Below are 19,885 nucleotides of genomic sequence, written 5' to 3'. Positions count from 1 at the left end.
GCCCGCACCGGAAGATGCCGCCGGGCCGCCCGCCGTGCGGAGGGCACGCACGCGCCCCGCCGCCCCCGGTCAGTCCGGCCCTTGCCCCGGCCCCGGCCCCCCGCGTCACGGGCACGGTAGCACCCCTTCCCCTTCGTCCCGCCCGGCAGGCGTAGCATGAAGCCATGACCAGCCACCACACTCCCGCGGTCCCCGGCACCGACGTGCTGGACGGCGCCGCGATCCTCGACCGCGCCGCACGCGGCGAGCGCCTCAGCCACGCGGAGATCACCGCGCTGTACGACCTGCCGCTCCCCGACGTGGCCGCCGTCGCACACGAACTGCGCCTGCAGCGCAGCCCCGCCGACACCGTCAGCTTCCTGATCGACCGCAACATCAACTACACCAACGTCTGCAACGTCGGCTGCAACTTCTGCGCCTTCTACCGCACGCCCCGCCAGAAGGACAGCTACACCCTCGACTACGACCAGATTAGCGCCAAGATCACCGAACTCGAAGCGGTGAACGGCACCCGCATCCTGATGCAGGGCGGCGTCAACCCCGCCCTCGGCCTGGACTACTACACGGGCCTGCTGCGCCACATCAAGGCGCACCACCCCAGCATCCGCATCGACGCCTTCTCGCCCGAAGAGGTCCTCTTCATGGAGAAGACCTTCGGGCTGAGCCTCGACGAGCTGCTCGACACCCTGATCGATGCGGGCCTCGACGGGCTGCCCGGCGCGGGCGGCGAAATCCTCGAGGACGACGTGCGCGCCAAGGCCGCGCCCGCCCGCATCCGCAGCGACGACTGGTTCCGCATCCTGGACGCCGCGCAGCGCAAGGGCCTGTACACCATCAGCACCATGGTGATCGGCTTCGGGGAGAGCCACGCGCAGCGCGCCAGCCACCTCCTCAAGATCCGCGACCAGCAGGACAAGGCCCTCGCCGCGTACGGCGGGAACGGCTTCTCCGGCTTCGCCATGTGGACCCTGCAGACCGAGAACACCCGCCTGCACGGCAAGGCGCCCGGCGCGAGCGCGCACGAGTACCTGCAGCAGCTCGCCATCGCCCGCATCGCCCTCGACAACATCCCCAACATTCAGGCGTCATGGCCCGCGCAGGGCTTCAAGGTCGCGCAGGCCGCGCTGTACTACGGCGCGGGCGACCTGGGCAGCACCATGCTCGAAGAGAACGTCGTGAGTGCCGCCGGGAACCACAACCGCCACCACGCCACCGTGCGCGAACTCGTGCGGATCGCGCACGACGCCGGGTTCCGGCCCGCCATCCGCAACAGCCGCTTCCAGATCATCGAGTACCCCGACGTGACCGCCGTCCTCGACCACGGACTCGGGGCCGAGCTGGAAGAGGACCGGGCGGTCGGCGCGAACTGATACGGTTTTGATCCGATTGCAGGGCTGCCGGAAACAGCACCGACATCCCTTCCATCTCCTCAACACCGTACTTGTTGGTGCTCGCTTCGCTCGGCTGAACTCCAAGAGTTCAGCTCAAAACCGTATGACCCGCAGCTGCACGGCGCGCCGCGAGTTTCGGCGATGAATGACCCCCCCAGGCGCTCGCCGGGGGTTCGTTCGCGTTCAGGGGGTGTCGGGCGGCGCGGGGTCCGGCGTGCCCGGAGGGTCCGGCCGCGCTGTCTCGTCCGGGGTGGGCGTCTGCGCCTGTTCGCGGACGGCGTCCGGCAGGTCCGGCCAGCGTGCCCGCAGGTGCGCGAGCAGGTGAGGGTAGATCTGCCCGTGGCTGCTCGCGTAGCGGGAGCGCGGCAGGTCCGGCGCGAGCGGCAGGCGCAGGTGCTCGCCGACCACGCTCGACTGCAGCCACGCGTTCCCGATGGTCGGCACGGGGTCGCCCGACAGGGCCACCGACCGCACCTGTCGCCGCACGCGCGCCGGGTCGTTCAGGCGGCCCGTCTCGTCCAGCAGGGCCAGCACGCCGCGCCCCAGTGCCGCCGGACTGAAGGCCAGCACGTCCAGGCCGTTCATGAGGCCCGCGTACTGCGCGAGCCCGCCGCCCAGCGAGTGGCCCGTGAGCATCAGGCGCCGTCCGGGCGGGTGGCCGTGCCGCTCGCGGGCCAGTTCGTCGCGCAGCAGCAGGGCGAGCGTGTCGGCCGTCCGGTACAGGCGCGGCACGCGTCCCACCACGTTCAGCACGTCTGCCTGCAGCTGCTGCACCTCGGCGGGGAAGGTGCGCGGCTGGCTGTCCGTGTGGCTGGAGTTCGTGCCGCCCAGCACCAGCGTCACCTGCCCGGCCGCGTCCTGATGCGCCGCGAACGCCAGTCCGCTCGGGCCGTGCAGGTAACTGTGCCGTCCGGCCTCGTGCTGCACGCCGCCGAGCCGCAGCGCGAGCGCCGAGAGGTCCAGGAAGTGCCCGCCGTGCACCCGGACGGCCGCTTCCGGGTCCGGCATCACCCAGTCGCGCCGCTCCCACGCCGGGTACAGGCTGAGCGACACGGCGCACACGCTGAGCAGGCGTTCCGCGTCCGGCTGCGTCAGGCGGTGCAGGCGTTGCACGGCGTCCGCGCCCGCGAACGACACGGAGTACGCGGGCTGTTCGCGCTTCAGGCTCAGGCCGCGCAGGCGCAGCCGGGAGGGGCGCGCGTCCGTCACGCTGCCCTGCCGTGCATCGTGGCCCGTGTCGTCATGCGGTCAGTGCAGGGGGTGGGGGAGCCGCTCCGGGTCAGTCCTGGTAGCCGTGCGGGTGCGTGCGGTGCCAGGCCCACGCCGTCTCGATGATGCCTTTCAGGTCCGTGTACTTCGGCGTCCAGCCGAGGTCGGCGCGGATGCGGGCGGAGTCGGCGACCAGGGAGGGCGGGTCGCCCGCGCGGCGCGGCGCGAGCTCGCGTTTCAGGGGGCCCTGGCCGGAATCGGCGAGCACCTCGTCCACGGCGTCCAGCACCTCGCGCACCGTGAAGCCGTGCCCCAGGCCCACGTTGTACGCGGTGTCGCCGCTGCCTTCCTGCAGCGCCTCGACGGCCCGGACGTGCGCGTCGGCGAGGTCGAGGACGTGGATGTAGTCGCGGATGCAGGTGCCGTCGCGGGTGGGGTAGTCGTCCCCGAAGATCATCATCTTCTCGCGCTGCCCGAGCGCCGTGAGGAGCGCCAGTTCGATCAGGTGCGTCTTGTTGGCGTGGTTCTCGCCGATGCTGCCGTCCGGGAGGGCGCCGCAGACGTTGAAGTACCGCAGGCGGATGCTGCGGATGCCGTGCGCGCGCTCGAAGGCCACGATCATCTGCTCGGTCATGAGTTTCGTCTCGCCGTACACGCTGGTGGGCTGTTTGGGCGCGTCCTCGGGGATGGGGCTCACCTCGGCGTCGCCGTACAGGGCGGCGGTGCTGCTGAACACGACGGGGATCTTGCGGGTCGCGGCGATGGCGGTGAGCAGGTTGAGGCTCCCGACGACGTTGTTGCGGTAGTAGCGGCCCGGCTGGCTCATGCTTTCGCCCACCTCGATCAGGGCGGCGAAGTGCACCACGGCGTCCGGCTGGTGCGTGGTCAGGGTGTCCTGCACGGCCTGCAGGTCGAGCAGGTCGGCGCGCACGAGCGGCACGCCGTCCGGCAGGGCGCGGGCGTTGCCGCTGCTGAGGTTGTCGAGCACCACGACGCTGTGTCCCGCCGCCATCAGGGCGCGGACCGTGTGCGATCCGATGTACCCTGCTCCGCCTGTCACCAGAATCTTCATTGCGTTCAGCGTACAGGGGTGGGCGGGGGCTGTAAAGCGCGGCGTGCCGCGCCGGGCCGCGCGCCAGCGGCCCTTTTTTCACTGAAAGTCCCGAAAGCTCCGAAAGAAACCCGAAGGCGACGGGCCGCGCCGGAGCTCGCCTGCGTGGCCTGTGCCGTGCGGCCTACCCCGTCCGGACGGGACCGCTGCTCTCGCGCGGCACCAGCACGGTCGGCAGCACCAGTTCACGCGGCGGCCCGCCGTTCAGGACCTCCAGCAGCACCCGGCCCGCCAGTTCGCCCTTCTGCGCGGTCGGCTGGTGCACGCTGCTCAGGCCCAGCGCGGCGGAACTCGGCACGTCGTCGTACCCGACGACACTCAGGTCGCCCGGCACGGCCAGCCCCAGGTGACGCGCCGCGCCCAGCGCGCCCTGCGCCAGCACGTCACTCATGCACAGCAGGCCGGTGATGCCGGGGTGCAGCTGCAGCAGTTCGCGCGCCATGCGTTCGCCTTCCTGCGGGGTGTTGTCCTGCGCCTCCATCACGTACAGCGTCACGCCGCCCTGCTGTCCGGCCACGTCCCGGTACGCGCCGAGCCGCTGCGCGGTGGTGCGGTACGTGATGGCCGCCTCGCGTTCCGGGGTGGCGGTGCCGCGCGGCGCGCCCGCGCCGGGGGCAGGCGTGACGGACGGTCCGAACTCCAGGCTCAGCACGCCCACGTGCCGGTGCCCGAGGTCCAGCAGGTGCCGGGCGGCCTCGCGCGCGCCGCCCGCGTCGTCGATGCCGATGTGCGCGGCGCCCGGCATCGGCGACTGGTCGACGAGCACGGTCGGCAGGCCGCGCCCCACCACGGTGCGCAGCAGGTCGCTGCCGTCCGACGCGGAGTACACGATGAAGCCGTCCACGCTGGCACTCTGCACGCGGCCGAGCGGCGCGGCCTGCGGCGCGGTGTCGTCCGGGGCGGGCGGGAGGTGCGGGTTGGGGATGAGCAGCAGGCCCAGCCCCTGCGGTTCCAGGGCGCGGGCGAGGCCGCCCAGGAACAGGGACGCGGCGGGGTCCGCGAAGGCGTAGCTGAGGGTGGCGTCGTACACCACGCCGACCGCGCCGGCCCGGCCGCGCCGCAGGCTGCTGGCGAGCGGGTCGGGGCCGCTGTATCCGAGCGCCTGCGCCGTTTCGAGGATGCGGGCGCGCAGCTGCGGGGAGAGCTGGTCCGGGCGGTTGTAGGCGTTGCTGACGGTGGCGGGGGAGACGTGCAGGGCGCGCGCGATGTCCTTGAGGGTCACGCGGCGCGCGGGGGAGGGGGCCGCCGCCGGGGTGGTGGGGGAGGTGCTGGCAGGGGCCATGCCTGAATGCTACCATCTGGCCAACCCCGTCTGAATCGTTTCAGTCCCGCCGCCGCACTTCCGTTCGTAACTCCGGCCGCGCTCCGCCGCACACGCTCGCCCGCCGGTCCAGTCCCCGCCCACCCACCCCCGAGGCCCCATGACCGACACCCCGCCCGCCCCCACCCACCCCTTCACCCCGCGCGCCGCGACCTCCACCACCTTCCTCGTGAACGGCCTCGTGCTCGCCACCTGGGTCCTGCACATCCCCGACGTGCGCGACCGCCTGCACCTCAGCGACGCGCAGGTCGGCACCGCCATCCTGTTCATCGCCGTCGGCAGCATGTTCAGCATGCCGCTCAGCGGCCCCTGGATCGCCCGGCACGGCAGCGCCGCCGTCACCCGCCTTTTCGGCCTGCTGTTCTGCCTGAGTCTCCCCCTGCCCTTCCTCGCGCCCAGCCTGCCGCTGCTGTGCCTCGCGCTCGCCGCCGTCGGCCTCACCAACGGCGCCATGGACGTCGCCATGAACGCCCAGGGCGTCGCCGTGGAACGCCAGATGGACCGCCCCGTCCTGTCCAGCTTCCACGCGTGGTTCTCGTTCGGGAACCTCGGCGGCGCCCTGCTCGGCAGCGTGCTGCTCGCCGCGCACGTCGGCACCTGGACGCACGTCCTCGCGGTCCTCGCCGTGTCGCTCGCCCTGCTCCTCGCGAGCGGCCCGCACCTCCTCCCGCGCTCCTGGGACCGGCACGACCCCGCCCCCACCGGCGGGCCATCCACCCTGCGGCAACGCCTGCACCTCAGCCCCGCCGTCCTCACGCTCGGGCTGCTGTGCTTCCTCGGCATGCTCGGCGAGGGCGCGACCGGAGACTGGGGCGGCCTGTACTTCCGCGACGTGCTGCAGGTCGGCGGCGGCCTCGCCGGGGCCGGGTACACCGCCTTCACGCTCGCCATGACGCTCGCCCGGATCTTCGGGGACCGCTGGCGGAGCCGCCACGGCGAGACGACCCTGATGCTTGGCGGCAGCCTCGTCAGCGGCGCGGGCGTCCTGCTCGCCATCCTCGCGCCCTCCCTGCCCGGCGCGTCCGGCGGTGCGGGCCCGTGGGTCGCCGTGACCGGGTACGCCCTCACGGGCTTCGGCGTCGCCAACCTCGTGCCGGTCCTGTACGGCTCGGCGGGCCGCGCCCTGAACGCCCAGGGCCTCGCGCAGGTCGCCACGCTCGGCTACCTCGGCTTCCTCGCCGGACCGCCCCTCATCGGGTACGTCGCGCACTTCCTGGGCCTGCGCGCCGGGCTGGGCGTGATCGCCCTCAGCCTGCTGCTCGTCGCGGCCCTCGCGCCCACCGTGTTCACCAGACTCCGTGCGCCCCGCGCCGAAGCCCGGCCGGACCCCGCTGCCCCTTGAGCGACCCTTCATGAGCCATACGGCTTAACGTCCCCCCGTCACTTCCCCCATGATTTCCTGACAATTCCCGCGCATACTTCATTCCGGTTCGGCGCCCACACGCGCCCGGCCACGAGGGAGTCGCCCACCTCATCAACGGGCGTGCGAGCGGGCCGTCCCTCACGGGATTAGCAGGCAGCAGATTGGTTCGAGCCCAGTCACCCGCACCCAACCACCACGTCGAAGGCCCCCCAGCGGGGCCTTTCAACGTTCCTGCCCCCGCCACCGGGCCACACGTTCCCGGACAGACCGTACCCTGAACGGCATGCAAGGCCCCCACCCCACCACGCCCGCCCGCCCCGCAAGCAGCAACGCCGGGCGCGTCCGCGACTTCCACCACGCGACCGGCACCGTGTACCCCACCACGCCCACCGTCCCCACCCCCGACGTGCTCGCCCTGCGCCTCACGCTGCTCCAGGAGGAGATGACCGAAGTACAGGACGCGGCCCGCATCCTCGCGGACCACCCGCACGCCCGGCCGCGCGACGTGACGCCCCTGGCGCACGAACTGGTGGACCTGCTGTACGTCACGTACGGCGCCCTCCAGGCGCTCGGCGTGGACGCCGACACCGCCTTCGCCGAGATTCACCGCGTCAACATGCTCAAGACGACCGGTCCGCGCCGCGCCGACGGCAAACAGCTCAAACCCGAAGGCTGGCAGCCCGCCGACCTCGCCCGCACCTTCGGCCTCGACTGACACGGTTTTGAGCTGAACTTGTAGAGTTCAGCCGAGCGAAGCGAGTGCAAATAAATACGGTTTGGAGGAGATGGAAGCGGGCAAGCGTCCTGCAGGGCGCTGTTCTGCCCAAGAAGGGTGCCTTTGCTGTTTCCGGCATCCCTGGAATCGGATCAACACCGGAGGACACGAAGGCCCGTCAACCGTGACCGAAGGGCCTCCGGTTCAGTCGTGCGCGAGGCGTCTCGCGGCGGCGTACATCATCTGCACGCCCGTCAGCAGGGCGGCCTCGTCCAGCGTGAAGCGCGGGTGGTGGTGCGGGTAGTCGGACGCGAGTTCCGGCGTGCCGCTCCCCACGTTGAAGTACGCGCCGGGCGCCTTCTGCAGGTACGCGCTGAAGTCCTCGCCGCCCATGGTGGGCTGCGCCTCGCGCGTGCGCGCCTCGCCGACCACGTCCAGCGCCACCTGACGCAGCACGCCCGCCACGCGCTCGTCGTTGATGAGGGGCCGGTACCCGCGCTCGAACGTGAACTCGTAGCGTGCGCCGTGCGCCTCGCACACGCCGCGCACCACCCGTTCGATGAGTTCCGGGGCGCGTTCGCGCAGGGCCGCGTCGAAGGTCCGGACGGTGCCTTTCAGTTCGGCGCGGTCCGGGATGACGTTGGTGGTCGTGCCCGCCTGGAAGTACGTGACGCTCACCACCAGCGCGTCCAGGGCGCTCACGCCCCGGCTCACGACGTGCTGCAGGTTCGTGACGATCTGCGCGCCGACCGCGATGGGGTCCACCGCCTCCTCCGGGTGCGCGGCGTGCCCGCCCTTGCCGAGCACCGTGACGTGGATGTTGTCCGGCGCGGCCATGAACGCGCCCGCCCTGACGGCCACGACGCCGGTCGGCAGCTGCGAGTTCAGGTGCAGGCCCGTCACGACGTCCACGCCGTCCATCAGGGACGTGCCGAACACCAGTTCCTCCGCACCGCCGGGATTCTGCTCCTCGGCGTGCTGGAAGATCATGCGGAGCTCCCCGTCCCAGTCGGGCGTCTCGCTGACCAGCTGCGCCACGCCGAGCAGGATGGCGGTGTGCCCGTCGTGCCCACAGGCGTGCATGCTGCCGGGGTTCTGCGACACGAACTCGAAGCTGTTCTCCTCCTGCATGGGGAGCGCGTCGATGTCGGCGCGCAGCAGCACCGTCCGGCCGGGGCGCGTGCCGCGCCGCACGGCGAGCACGCTGGTCGGCGTGAGCTGCGTGACCTCCAGTCCCGTCATGCCGCGCAGTTCCGCGGCGATGTACGCGGCCGTGCGGTGCTCGTGGAAGCTCACCTCGGGGTGCATGTGCAGGTGGCGTCTCCAGCCCGAGAGCTGGGTTTCGAGGGCAGCGGCACGTTCCGGACGAGGCTGAACTTCGGACTGGGTCATGCCGTGCAGCATAGTGCATGCGGCGCGGGCGGGGTTTTCGTCGTGCGGGGCGTGCACGGCGGCTGGTGGCCGTGCCGGTCCTCGTGGCGGTCAAGCTCATCTGAGCGTACTCTCATCAGATATCGTGAGCGTTCTGGCTCAATAAGGGACGTGAAGCACCTGAACTGGAACCTGCTGCTGGCCGAAGGCCTGGCCGTGTACCTGCGCGGCCGCCGCCGCAACCCGCTCACCCGAGTTCGCCGCCGTGAGCGCCTGCTCGAACACCTCGCGGAGCGCCTCGAACGGCGACTGCGCCGCCGCGCCCGCCGCGCCTGAACCCACCGGCAGGGCTGGGGCACGCCAGGGCAGACCACAGAGCGGGCGGGGAAGGGCCACCGTGCCTTCCCCGCCCGCTCCGGTCTGCCTGCTCCGGCCCCGGTTCCAGCCCCGGCCCCGGCCCCGGCCGTTCAGCGGAAGTACACCCAGCTGCGCCCGTCCCAGCGGCGCCCCACCTCGCCGTGCAGGCGCAGGTACTCGGCGTGCGCGAGCGTCTCCGCCACCGCGAACCGCCGCGACGACACGCTCAGGTCGCGCGGGAACATCACGAACGACAGGTCGTACGCGTGCATCGGCGTGGCGGCCAGCGAGGCGCGCAGCAGATCCAGGCGTTCCGCGTGATGCGCGAGCAGTTCACGCGCGCGTTCCGCCACGCCGTCCATCACGGGCCCGTAATGGCCGACCACGGCGCGTGCCGGGTCGAGCGCCTCGATGCGGGCGAGCGTCGAGAGGTAATCGCCGAGCGGGTCGGGACGGCTGTACGCGTACAGGCCGACGTTCGGACTGATGCGCGGCAGGATCGCGTCCGCCGCGATCAGCAGCCGCTCTCCCGCCTGCCACAGGCCCAGGTGCCCGTCGGCGTGCCCCGGCAGCCACAGCACCTCCCAGTCCAGCCCCGCGAGCCGCACGGTGTCGCCCGCGTGCAGCGGCGTGACGCGCGTGGCGGGCCGTACGCGCGCGCGGGACCTGCGCGCCTCCTGGTCGTGGTCGGCCATGCTGGCTTCCGGCACGCCGTGGTCGAGGAAGTGCCGGGAGTGGCCGGGCAGCCATTCCTCCCAGCGGTGCCAGTACTGCTCGCCGCGCGCGATGTCCACGTCGAGCATGTGGACGGTGGCGCCGCTGCGCTCCTCGATCAGTCCGGCGAGTCCGTAATGGTCGGGGTGGTGGTGCGTCACGATGACGCGCTCGATGCTCTCCCAGTGCAGGCCCAGGCTGTGCAGGCCGTCCTCGATGGCCTGCCGGGCCTCGGGCGTGTCGAGGGCCGTGTCGATCAGGGTGACGGGGCTGGCCGTGTCGATCAGGACGGTCACGTACCCCATCGGGTAGGGGATGGGGACCTGCAGGGCGTGCAGGGTGCCGGTGACGGGCGTGAGGCGCGGTGCGGGCGTGGCCGTGGCGGGAGGATCGCTGTGGCGGGTCATGGCTGAGGCTACCACCGCCCCCCGCCTGTTGGACCGGGTTCAAGTTGTGCCCGCAGGGGCGTTCCTGACCGGCGCGTGATACGAACCTGACGCCGCCTTCGGCGTTCCCGCCTGACCCTCCGATGACAATCGGGTGACGTATGCCTGACACTCCCATCACATGATGTGGGCGTGAACAAGATCCTGACCCTGGGCGCCGCCCTCGTACTGACCGCCGTGACCACCGCTTCGGCCGCTTCGCTGACCGGCGCTGGTTCCTCCTTCGTCTACCCCCTCTTCACCAAGGTGTTCAGCGAGTACGGCAAGAGCGGCGACAGCGTGAACTACCAGTCGGTCGGTTCCGGCGCCGGTCAGAACCAGCTGAAGGGCCGCGTCGTGGACTTCGGCGCGACCGACGTGCCGATCCCCGCCGCCGACGTGGACGGCTACCCCGGCAAGGTCCTCACCATCCCCGTCGCCATGGGCGCGGTCGTCATCAGCTACAACATCCCCGGCGTCGACAGCAACCTGAAGTTCAACGGCAAGGTCCTCGCCGACATCTACCTCGGCAAGATCAAGCTCTGGAACGACCCGGCCCTCGTCAAGCTGAACGCCGGCGTCAAGCTCCCCGCGCTGCCCATCACGGTCGCGCACCGCAGCGACGGCTCCGGCACCACCGGCGTCTTCACCGACTACCTCAGCAAGGTCAGCAGCGAGTGGAAGACCAAGGTCGGCAGCGCCACCAGCGTCCAGTGGCCCACCGGTCTCGGCGCCAAGGGCACCGACGGCGTCTCCGGCGTCGTGAAGAGCACCCCCGGCGCGATCGGCTACATCGAACTGACGTACGCCCTGAACAACAAGATCGACTTCGGCCTCGTGCAGAACCGCACCGGCGCGTACATCAAGCCCACCATCGCGGGCGTGCAGTCCGCCGCCGCGAACGTCGTGATCCCCACCAGCGGCATCATCAGCCTCACCAACGCCGGTGGCGCCAGCACGTACCCCATCAGCACCTTCAGCTACGCCATCTTCTACCAGGACCAGAAGTACGGCAACCGCACCGCCGACCAGGCCAAGGCGCTCAAGAAGATGCTGAACTACGTCGTCACGACCGGCCAGGACTACAGCGAGGCGCTGTACTACGCGCCCCTGCCCAGCGCCGCCCAGGGCCGCGCGCGCGCCATCATCGGCACCATGACCTACGGCGGCAAGAGCTTCTGATCCCAGAGTGAGCTGAACGCCTGAAGTTCGGCAGAGTGGAGCGAGCACCAACAGATCAGGCGCCGCCTTCAGGGGGACGTCCGGCCACGCGGCCGGGCGTCCCCTTCCCGTACCGGCCCGACGTGAGGCGTTTGTCACGGTGCCTGACCCTCCCATGACATGCCTCCTGTGAACTGTTCAGCATGAGCCCCCGTCTGGAGCCGAGCCGCGCATGACCAACACCCTGACTGTCCCCAAACGACCGTCCCCCAACTCCCGGGGCGACGGCGTCTTCCGTGCCGTGATCATCGGCCTGTCCCTGATCATCATCGCGGTGTTCCTGCTCAGCATCTTCCTGCTGGGCCGCGACAGCCTGCCCGCCCTGCGGGAGTTCGGCTTCGGCTTCCTCACCCAGACCGTCTGGAATCCCGTCACCAAGCAGTTCGGGGCGGGCTCCATGATCGCAGGCACGCTCATCACGGCCTTCGCGGCGCTCGTCATCAGCGTCCCGCTGGCCCTCGCGAGTGCGATCTTCGTGGCCGAGTACGCCCCGAAATGGCTCGCGAATCCCGTCAGTTACCTCGTGGAACTGCTGGCCGCCGTGCCGAGCGTCGTGTACGGCCTGTGGGCACTGTTCGCGCTGAAACCCATCCTGCAGAGCTTCCAGCTGTTCCTGTTCACCCGCAACCCGGACCTCGTCACGCAGTGCAGCACCCTGCACAGCAACGGCCAGAACAGCTTCGCGTGCTTCTTCATGCCGGAAGCGCCCACCGGGCAGGGCCTCGCGCTCGCCATCATCATCCTGACCATCATGATCCTGCCGTACACTGCGTCCGTCGCGCGTGACGTGATCCGCCTCGTGCCCGGCGACCAGCGCGAAGCGATGTACGCGCTCGGCGCGACCAAGTGGGAAGTGATTCGCGGCGCGATCCTGCCGTTCGCGCGGGCCGGCATCACGGGCGGCGTGATCCTCGCGCTGGGCCGCGCGCTCGGCGAGACGCTCGCCGTCGCCATGGTCATCGGCAACAACCCCGAGTTCGTGAAGACCATCTGGGGCAACACCGCCACCATGGCCAGCATGATCGCCCTGCAGTTCGGGGACGCGCAGGAGGCCCTGCACCGCTCCAGCATCGTGGCGCTCGCGCTGCTGCTGTTCTTCGTGAGTGTCGTCGTGAACTACTCCGCGCGACTCATCATCGTGCGCCTGACGCCGAAGGGGATCCAGTGATGACCCGCACGCTCCAGCGCGGCGCCGCCCGCTCCGCCGGCCTGAGTGCCGGCCGCAAGGCCACCAACCTCTTCATGGGCTTCCTGATCTCGCTCGGCACGCTGCTGGTCGTCGCGCCGCTCATCTGGATCTTCGTGTACCTGACCGCGCAGGGCATCGGGGCGCTCAGCGTGGACTTCTTCACCAAGGTGCCCGCCCCGGAAGGCGAGGCGGGCGGCGGCTGGCTGAACGCCATCAGCGGCAGCCTCATCATGCTGCTCATCGCGGCCGTGGTGGGCGTCGTGGTGGGCGTCGCGGGCGGCGTGTTCCTCGCCGAATTCCCCCGCCACCGCCTGATGCCCACCATCCGTATGGTGAGCGACGTGCTGTCCGGCATTCCGGCCATCGTGGTGGGCCTCGTGGTGTACTCGCTCGTGGTGCTCACCACCCGGCACTTCTCGGGCTTCGCGGGCGGCCTCGCGCTCGGCCTGCTGATGATCCCCATCGTGGTCCGTACCACCGAGGAAGTGCTGAAGCTGGTGCCGCTCGCCGTGCGCGAGGCGGGCCTGGCGCTCGGCCTGCCGCAGTGGCGCGTCATCCTGAGCATCGTGCTGCCCGCCGCCACCAGCGGCATCGTGACGGGCGTCATGCTGGCCCTCGCCCGCGTCGCCGGTGAGGCCGCGCCGCTGCTCTTCACGGCGTTCGGCAACAACCTGCTGAACCTCGACCCCAGCAAACCCATGAGCGCCCTGCCGCTGCAGATCTACATCGGCGCGACCAGCAGCTACGACATCAACCAGAATCAGGCGAAGGCCGGGTCGCTCGTGCTGATCGTGCTGATCTTCCTGGCGTCCCTGGCCGCCCGTTCCGCCACCCGCCAGAAGAAGTAAGCGCCCGGACCCGACCCCCGGCCCGCTCCACCGGCACCGCCCCCCTCACCTCACCGGCCCGCGCGGCCCCCAAAGGACCCCCATGACCCAGCTGCTGACCGCCAAGAACGTCGATATCTACTACGGCGAGAAACAGGCCGTGAAGAAAGTGAACCTCAACGTGGAGCGCGGCAGCGTCAACGCCCTGATCGGCCCGAGCGGCTGCGGCAAGACCACCTTCCTGCGCGCCATCAACCGCATGCACGACCTCACGCCCGGCGCGCGCGTCGAGGGCGAGATCCGCCTCGACGGACAGGACCTGTACGCGCCCGGCGTGGACGCCGTCACCATCCGCCGCCGCATCGGGATGGTGTTCCAGAAACCCAACCCCTTCCCGACCATGAGCATCTTCGAGAACGTCACCTCCGGCCTGAAGCTCGCCGGGATCCGCGACCACGCCACCCTGATGGAAGTCACGGAACGCTCGCTGCGGCAGGCGGCCCTGTGGGACGAGGTGAAGGACCGCCTCAAGACGCCCGCCACCGGCCTGTCCGGCGGGCAGCAGCAGCGTCTGTGCATCGCGCGCGCCCTGGCCGTCGAACCGGAAATCCTGCTGATGGACGAACCGACGAGCGCCCTCGACCCGGCCAGCACCGCCCGCATCGAGGACCTGATGAGCGACCTGAAGCAGGTGACGACCATCGTGATCGTGACGCACAACATGCACCAGGCGGCGCGCGTGAGCGACACCACCAGCTTCTTCCTGAACGGCGACCTCGTCGAGCACGGCAAGACCGACCAGATCTTCACCAGCCCGCGCGACGAGCGCACCGAGGCGTACGTCACGGGCCGCTTCGGCTGAGGCACCGGGCGGTCCGGAAAGAACGGGTGTTTCTTCAAGAAGTGTCTGGTTTTTCTCTTCGTATCTGACACCCCTCAGATAAAAGACCGTCAAGATACCTACATCTATGCGAGATGCCCTCAATGCCAGCCAGCAAGACCTGACCGCCCGCTTCCTGCGGATGCTGAGCATCTCGCTGGAGCAGGTGGCCCTGATCCGGAACGCCATCCTGCATCAGCAGTACGCTGGCCTCTCCGAACGCACGCACGCCCTCGAACGGGAACTCGACACGCTGGAACGCGAGGTGGAGGAAACCTGCCTGAACGCCATCGCGCGCTACCAGCCGCTCGCGAGCGACCTGAAGTTCTACCTGATGGTCTTCAAGAGCCTCACGGACCTGGAGCGTGCCGGGGACTACGGACGACACATCGGGCGCGACCTGGAAGACATCGCGGGCGTGTTCAGCAGCGGCCCGCTGCAGGACGTGCTGCCGCAGACGAACCTGCTCGCCACCATGATCGAACGCCTCGCGTACGCCTTCACGGAAGGTGACGTGGAGGCCGCGCGCGAGGTGATGCGCCTGGATTACGAGGAGGTGGACGCCCTGTACGAGCAGATGCAGCGCGCCAGCCTCACGCGCATCCTCGAGAACCCCCGCGACCTGCAGGCGGCCCTGAAGGCCAACCGCATGGCGCGCAGCCTGGAGCGGCTGGGCGACCACCTCGTGAACGTCGCGGAGCGCGTCGAGAACTACCTGCTGTCCCGCCCCGGCACGAACGGGTCCGGCACGGCCCGCGCGACCGCCTGAACGCGGCCGCCGCGCAGCAGTGACCCCCGGCGGCTGCGCGTGCCGCCGGGGGGCGCCGTCATTCCCGGTCGGCCACCACGAGCAGCAGGGCACCCATCATGGCGAGGTTCTTGGCGAAGTGCACGGCCTGCCCCTGCCGGTCCTGCCCCTCGGCGTTCCAGAAGGCGTGCCCGACCACCGTGGTCGGCACGAGCGACGCGAGCAGCGCGAGGGCACTGCTGCGCGGCGCGAGGCCGAGCGCCAGGAGGGTGCCTGCACCGGCCATCAGGCCGCCGTTCAGCTGCGTGAGCAGTTCCGGTTCCGGCAGGCCCGCGCGCTCCACCATCTGGGCGCGCCCGGCAGGGTTCCGGACCGAGTCGATGCCGCTCTGGATGAAGATGGCGGACAGCGCGGCCCGCCCCGCGAATTTCAGGATGTTCATGGCGTCATGCTGCCAAACGCGCGCGCGGGTGCATAGGGGGACAACAGTTCATGCTCCCGGGGCGTCCTGCAGGCCGGGCGCCTCGCCGTCCGGGCGGGGGAGTTGCGAGAGTGGAGGGCATGACGCGAACGACCGGAACGGTAACGGTGGGCAGGAGCGGGCCGGGCACGGGTGCACGTGCGGCCAGGGGGCATGTGAGTCCCCGTGTGTTGCCGGGGCACGCATGAGTCCCTGGGTCCTGCTGGGGACGGCCCTCACGGCCCTGATCGGCTGGGTGTACTACCGTGAGGCGTTCAGCTGGACGGGCCTGGCGGGCATCGTGTGCGTGGTGGTGGGGGTGGCGCTGCTCAACGCGACCGGCAAGGGTGCGCCCTGACGCCCATGCAGGCCATACCGGATTGAGCGGAACTCCGGGAGTTCAGCCGAGCGGAACGCGAAGCTGCCGCCCGGACGCGCCCCAGAGTGACGGGGGACGCCAGGCGTCCCCCATGGTGATGGCCCGCCTGTTTCAGCGGCCGGGTTCGATGATGACCTTGCCGGTCGTCTTGCGGTCGAGCAGGTCCTGGAAGGCGCGCGCGCTGTCGGCAAGGCCGTAGGTGGGGCCGACCTGCGGCGTGACCTGACCGCTGCCGACCAGGGCGCTGAGGGCGCGGGCGGCCTCGGCGGTGGCGGCATGGTCGGTCATCAGGCTGGTGAGCCACAGGCCGGTCACGGTCAGGTTGCGTTTCATGAGTTCGACGGGGCGGAGGTTGGCCTGCTCGCGGCTGGCGTTGCCGATCACGATGACGCGGCCCTGCGCTGCGGCCATGTCGAGGCTCTCCTGGAAGCGTTTGCCGCCCACGACTTCCAGGATGAGCGGCACGCCCCGGCCACCGGCCGCGTCACGGACCTTTCTGACGCGGTCGGGGTCGTCCTGCAGCAGGGTGACGTCCGCGCCGAGCTGACGGGCGAGCGCGAGTTTCTCTTCGGTGCTGGCGAGCGCGATGACGTGCATGCCCATGGCCTTGGCGAGCTGGATGCTGGCCGTGCCGAGCGCGCCCGCGGCGGCCTGCACGAGCACCCATTCGCCGCTCACGCCGCGCCCGAGGGTCTTCAGGCCGTGGTACGCGGTGAAGTACGAGACGGGGAACGCGGCGGCCTGCGGGCCGCTCAGGTTCTCCGGGACGGGGATGAGGGCCGCGGCGTTCACGGTGGCGTAGCGGGCGAGGGCGCCGCTGCCGCCGAGCGCGGCGACGCGCTGGCCGACCTGCACGCCCGTCACGCCCTCGCCGAGCGATTCGACGATGCCCGCGAACTCCATGCCGGGCGTGTACGGGACGCGGGTGCGGGTGAGGTACTCGCCCGCGACGGCGAGCACGTCGGCGAAGTTGATGCCGACCGCTTCGACCTCGATGCGGACTTCGCCGGGGCCGGGGGTGGGGGCGGGCACGTCGCGCAGTTCCATCACGTCGGGCGCGCCGAGGCGGTCGACCACCACTGCTCTCATGTTGTCGGTCATGCGGGGAGTGTAGCGCCGGAAGCTGGACCGGGTTCAAGGTGCACGCCCGGACGCGTGAAGATTCCATGAACGGCTTGACATCAAATTATCTGATGTGCGGATTGATTAAGCCATGAGGCCATGAAAGCATGCGCGCGTACCGCAATCCAATGGGCCTCCACACGCACCACCGGCCCACCCGCAGGCACGGCCCACGCCGCGCGCCCACCCCCACTCAGGAGCACGCATGACCACTGCCCAACCCCACAAGGTGGACCAGAGCCGCGAAGGCGACGTCCTCATCCTGACCATCCAGAACCCCCCCGTCAACGCCTTCGGCGTCGGCGTGCCCGAAGGCCTCCACGCGGGCCTCGACACCGCCCAGAACGACGACACCGTCCGGGCCGTCGTCATCATCGGCGGCGGCCGCACCTTCGTGGCCGGCGCCGACATCCGCACCTTCGACCTGCCCCGCGAACAGAGCCCCGACCTGCGCGGCATCGTCGACCGGCTCGACCAGTTCCCCAAACCCACCGTCGCCGCCATCCACGGCACCGCCCTCGGCGGCGGCCTGGAACTCGCCATGAGCTGCACGTACCGCGTGGCCGTCCCGGACGCCCAGGTCGGCCTGCCCGAAGTGAAACTCGGCGTCCTGCCCGGCGCGGGCGGCACGCAACGCCTCCCCCGCGTGGTGGGCGTGCAGAAGGCCCTCGACATGATGCTCAGCGGCAACCCCATCAAGGCCACCGAAGCCGCTCAGCTCGGCCTGATCGACGAGCTTGTGGACGGCGACCTGCTGACTGGAGCGGTGGCCTTCGCCCGCGCCCACGTGGACGTGACGCCGCTGCCGCGCGTGAGCGAGAAGACGGCCGAGGGCGGCAGCCCGGAGCTGTTCGCCGCCGCCCGCGCCGCCCTCGGCAAGACGCACAAGGGCCAGTACTCCCCCGGCCTGATCGTGGACCTCACCGAGACGGCCACCCACAAGCCCTTCGCCGACGGCTACGCCGAGGAAGGCCAGAAGTTCATGCAGGCCAAGGATTCTCCGCAGTCGCGCGGCCTGCGCCACATCTTCTTCGCCGAGCGCGAGGCGGGCAAGATTCCGGGACTGGGCAAGGACACGCCCCAGACCGAGATCAGGTCGGCGGGCATCATCGGGGCGGGCACCATGGGCGGCGGCATCGCCATGAACTTCCTGAACGTCGGCATCCCCGTGACCATCGTGGAGACCACCCAGGAAGCGCTCGACCGGGGCCTGGGCGTGGTGCGGAAGAACTACGAGAACACCGCAAAGAAGGGCCGCATGACCACCGACGACGTCGAGAAACGCATGGCCCTGCTCACCCCGACGCTGAACATGGACGACCTGAAGGACGCCGACATCATCATCGAGGCGGTCTTCGAGAACATGGACGTGAAGAAGGAGATCTTCGGCAAGCTGGACGCGATCGCCAAGCCCGGCGCGATCCTGGCGTCCAACACGTCCACCCTCGACGTGAACGAGATCGCCAGCGCCACGAAGCGCCCCGAGAGCGTGATCGGGCTGCACTTCTTCAGCCCCGCCAACGTGATGCGCCTGCTGGAAATCGTGCGGGCCGACAAGACCAGCGACAGCGTGCTGGCGACCAGCATGGCGCTCGCCAAACGCATCAGGAAGGTCGGCGTGGTCGTCGGCGTGTGCGACGGCTTCGTCGGCAACCGCATGGTGCACCGCTACGGCGACGAGGCCCGCAAGATGGTCGAGGAAGGCGCCCGCCCGCAGGACGCCGACGCCGCCATGCACACCCTGGGCCTGCCGATGGGCCCCTTCGAGATGTCCGACATGGCGGGCCTGGACGTGGGCTACCTGATCCGCCAGCATCAGGCCAAGGTGGCGGGGCAGCCCAAACCCGACGGCTGGCTCGACCGCATCGTGGAGCAGGGGCGCAAGGGGCAGAAGACGCAGGCGGGCATCTACGACTACCCCGACGGCCGCAAACCCGTGCCCGCCGCCAGCACCGACGAACTGCTGAGCACCTACCGCCAGGAGAAGGGCCTGACCCCGCGCGAAGTGGGCCAGGACGAGGCCACCAAGAGATTGACCTACAGCCTGGTGAACGAGGGCGCACAGATTCTGGACGAGGGCATCGCCCAGCGCGCCAGCGACATCGACGTGATCTACGTGTACGGCTACGGCTTCCCGGCCTACCGGGGCGGCCCCATGAAGTACGCCGACGAGCAGGGACTGAAGAACGTGGTGGCCGACCTCGAAAAATACGGTCAGACGCCCGCGCCCCTCCTCAAGAAACTGGCCGACGAAGGCAAGACCTTCGCCGACTGGGACAAGGAGAAGACGCGGGGGTGAAGTAGATGCCAGCCATTCTCTGCCGTTGTGGAGAAAGAATTAGTTTCGGTCAAATTCCTTGCCCTATCGAGCACTTGCCTATTTCTGATATTCGATTTGATGAATTGAATTCGACTATAGGCGATGAGATCAAATTTGATCGCCTATACGGTGAGATGAGAAGCATGCTTACCTGTGAGACGTGTGGCAGGTTATTGGTTTTCTGGAATGGGTTTCAGAGCGAACCAAAATGCTACATGCCTGAGACTCAATAACCGAAAGAGAAGCACTGATTATCGTCGAGGAGGTGAACCCCATGCCCACTGCAGTCCGAGTACTCATCTCCTCAGAAGCCCATCTGCTCTCGAATGTCGCCCCAGACGTGTTCGACGGTCCCGTGAATCCGGCCTACACCGCCGAGTTCTTCGCCGACCCCCGGCACCATCTGGCGGTGGCGCTGGACGGAACGTTGGTGGTGGGTATGGCCTCGGGCGTTCACTCCCTGCACCCCGACAAGCCGCCGGAGCTGTTCATCAACGAGGTGGCGGTGTCGCCGGTGTACCAGGGGCAGGGGCTGGGGCGGCAGATGCTCGACGCGCTGATGGAGCACGCGAAGGGGCTGGGCTGCGTCGCTGCCTGGGTGCTGACCGAGGAGGAGAACACGGTGGCGCGCAAACTGTACGCCTCAGCGGGTGGGCTGGAGGAAGGCGTGCGGATTTTCGTGATGCTGCTGGAAGAGGAAGTGGTCACGGGCCGTTAAAGTTGCTCCCGCTGCGCACGTCGCAGGGCCCTCACTGGGCGGAA

General features: G+C 69.8%; 20 protein-coding genes. 13 read left to right on the top strand and 7 right to left on the bottom strand.

The genetic code is table 11. The features are described from left to right. The first annotated feature begins 164 nt into the window (after positions 1-164). Positions 165-1,370, top strand: a complete 1,206-nt coding sequence (mqnC, locus tag IEY33_RS14965; RefSeq protein WP_188964097.1) for a cyclic dehypoxanthinyl futalosine synthase — start codon at positions 165-167, stop codon at positions 1,368-1,370. A gap of 204 nt (positions 1,371-1,574) precedes the next feature. On the opposite strand, the gene IEY33_RS14960 is transcribed toward mqnC, so the two are convergent. The 3 genes from IEY33_RS14960 to IEY33_RS14950 form a co-directional block, all read right to left on the bottom strand. After that, complete coding sequence (locus IEY33_RS14960) at positions 1,575-2,600, bottom strand: alpha/beta hydrolase family protein (protein WP_188964096.1); 1,026 nt, start codon at positions 2,598-2,600, stop codon at positions 1,575-1,577. Positions 2,601-2,670: 70 nt separating this feature from the next. Next, positions 2,671-3,672 carry a UDP-glucose 4-epimerase GalE gene (gene galE, locus IEY33_RS14955; protein ID WP_188964095.1) on the bottom strand — a complete coding sequence of 334 codons (1,002 nt, stop codon included), beginning with the start codon at positions 3,670-3,672 and terminating at the stop codon, positions 2,671-2,673. Between the two features lie 163 nt (positions 3,673-3,835). Continuing rightward, positions 3,836-4,993 carry a LacI family DNA-binding transcriptional regulator gene (locus IEY33_RS14950; protein ID WP_188964094.1) on the bottom strand — a complete coding sequence of 386 codons (1,158 nt, stop codon included), beginning with the start codon at positions 4,991-4,993 and terminating at the stop codon, positions 3,836-3,838. A 139-nt stretch (positions 4,994-5,132) separates the two neighbouring features. Between IEY33_RS14950 and IEY33_RS14945 the strand changes: the two genes are divergently transcribed. Further along, on the top strand, positions 5,133-6,374 hold the full coding sequence (locus tag IEY33_RS14945; protein ID WP_188964093.1) for an MFS transporter: 1,242 nt from the start codon (positions 5,133-5,135) through the stop codon (positions 6,372-6,374). 304 nt (positions 6,375-6,678) lie between these two features. Continuing rightward, positions 6,679-7,110 carry a pyrophosphohydrolase domain-containing protein gene (locus IEY33_RS14940; protein ID WP_188964092.1) on the top strand — a complete coding sequence of 144 codons (432 nt, stop codon included), beginning with the start codon at positions 6,679-6,681 and terminating at the stop codon, positions 7,108-7,110. Positions 7,111-7,314: 204 nt separating this feature from the next. On the opposite strand, the gene IEY33_RS14935 is transcribed toward IEY33_RS14940, so the two are convergent. Beyond that, on the bottom strand, positions 7,315-8,502 hold the full coding sequence (locus IEY33_RS14935) for an amidohydrolase (protein WP_188964091.1): 1,188 nt from the start codon (positions 8,500-8,502) through the stop codon (positions 7,315-7,317). 150 nt (positions 8,503-8,652) lie between these two features. Between IEY33_RS14935 and IEY33_RS14930 the strand changes: the two genes are divergently transcribed. Further along, positions 8,653-8,817 (top strand): hypothetical protein, encoded by a 165-nt coding sequence (locus tag IEY33_RS14930; protein ID WP_188964090.1) that lies wholly within the window; start codon positions 8,653-8,655, stop codon positions 8,815-8,817. Positions 8,818-8,948: 131 nt separating this feature from the next. On the opposite strand, the gene IEY33_RS14925 is transcribed toward IEY33_RS14930, so the two are convergent. Beyond that, complete coding sequence (locus IEY33_RS14925) at positions 8,949-9,959, bottom strand: MBL fold metallo-hydrolase (protein WP_188964089.1); 1,011 nt, start codon at positions 9,957-9,959, stop codon at positions 8,949-8,951. 171 nt (positions 9,960-10,130) lie between these two features. Between IEY33_RS14925 and pstS the strand changes: the two genes are divergently transcribed. From pstS to phoU, 5 genes are all read left to right on the top strand, one after another. Further along, entirely contained in the window at positions 10,131-11,159 is a 1,029-nt protein-coding gene (pstS, locus tag IEY33_RS14920) for a phosphate ABC transporter substrate-binding protein PstS (protein WP_188964088.1), read from the top strand. A 211-nt stretch (positions 11,160-11,370) separates the two neighbouring features. After that, a complete protein-coding gene (gene pstC / locus IEY33_RS14915) occupies positions 11,371-12,366 on the top strand; it encodes a phosphate ABC transporter permease subunit PstC (protein WP_188964087.1) in 996 nt (331 codons plus the stop codon). Beyond that, positions 12,366-13,235: a phosphate ABC transporter permease PstA gene (pstA, locus tag IEY33_RS14910; RefSeq protein ID WP_188964086.1), complete on the top strand. Its 870-nt coding sequence runs from the start codon at positions 12,366-12,368 to the stop codon at positions 13,233-13,235. The genes pstC and pstA overlap by 1 nt, the downstream gene beginning before the upstream one ends. A gap of 82 nt (positions 13,236-13,317) precedes the next feature. After that, entirely contained in the window at positions 13,318-14,076 is a 759-nt protein-coding gene (gene pstB, locus IEY33_RS14905) for a phosphate ABC transporter ATP-binding protein PstB (RefSeq protein ID WP_188964085.1), read from the top strand. 106 nt (positions 14,077-14,182) lie between these two features. Continuing rightward, entirely contained in the window at positions 14,183-14,863 is a 681-nt protein-coding gene (gene phoU / locus IEY33_RS14900) for a phosphate signaling complex protein PhoU (RefSeq protein WP_188964084.1), read from the top strand. A 58-nt stretch (positions 14,864-14,921) separates the two neighbouring features. Here the strand turns inward: phoU and IEY33_RS14895 are convergent, their stop codons facing one another. Further along, positions 14,922-15,284 carry a DoxX family protein gene (locus tag IEY33_RS14895; RefSeq protein WP_188964083.1) on the bottom strand — a complete coding sequence of 121 codons (363 nt, stop codon included), beginning with the start codon at positions 15,282-15,284 and terminating at the stop codon, positions 14,922-14,924. Between the two features lie 223 nt (positions 15,285-15,507). Here IEY33_RS14895 and IEY33_RS14890 point away from each other — a divergent pair, with 223 nt between their 5' ends. Then, on the top strand, positions 15,508-15,660 hold the full coding sequence (locus tag IEY33_RS14890) for a DMT family transporter (RefSeq protein WP_188964082.1): 153 nt from the start codon (positions 15,508-15,510) through the stop codon (positions 15,658-15,660). Between the two features lie 132 nt (positions 15,661-15,792). Here IEY33_RS14890 and IEY33_RS14885 read toward each other — a convergent pair whose 3' ends face one another. After that, entirely contained in the window at positions 15,793-16,782 is a 990-nt protein-coding gene (locus IEY33_RS14885) for an NADPH:quinone oxidoreductase family protein (RefSeq protein WP_188964081.1), read from the bottom strand. 226 nt (positions 16,783-17,008) lie between these two features. Here IEY33_RS14885 and IEY33_RS14880 point away from each other — a divergent pair, with 226 nt between their 5' ends. From IEY33_RS14880 to IEY33_RS14875, 3 genes are read left to right on the top strand one after another with little or no spacing between them, the layout of a single operon-like run. After that, positions 17,009-19,102 carry a 3-hydroxyacyl-CoA dehydrogenase NAD-binding domain-containing protein gene (locus tag IEY33_RS14880; RefSeq protein ID WP_188964080.1) on the top strand — a complete coding sequence of 698 codons (2,094 nt, stop codon included), beginning with the start codon at positions 17,009-17,011 and terminating at the stop codon, positions 19,100-19,102. Between the two features lie 5 nt (positions 19,103-19,107). Continuing rightward, the gene (locus IEY33_RS19590) at positions 19,108-19,356 is read left to right on the top strand and encodes a DUF8617 domain-containing protein (RefSeq protein WP_505691150.1); all 249 of its coding nucleotides are present in this window, start codon (positions 19,108-19,110) and stop codon (positions 19,354-19,356) included. Positions 19,357-19,397: 41 nt separating this feature from the next. Then, positions 19,398-19,841 (top strand): GNAT family N-acetyltransferase, encoded by a 444-nt coding sequence (locus tag IEY33_RS14875; RefSeq protein WP_188964079.1) that lies wholly within the window; start codon positions 19,398-19,400, stop codon positions 19,839-19,841. The last annotated feature ends 44 nt before the right edge of the window (positions 19,842-19,885 follow it).

The sequence above is a fragment of the Deinococcus aquiradiocola genome, from assembly GCF_014646915.1.
Classification (GTDB): Bacteria; Deinococcota; Deinococci; order Deinococcales; family Deinococcaceae; genus Deinococcus; species Deinococcus aquiradiocola.
This window is presented reverse-complemented; position numbering and strand designations above follow the sequence as displayed.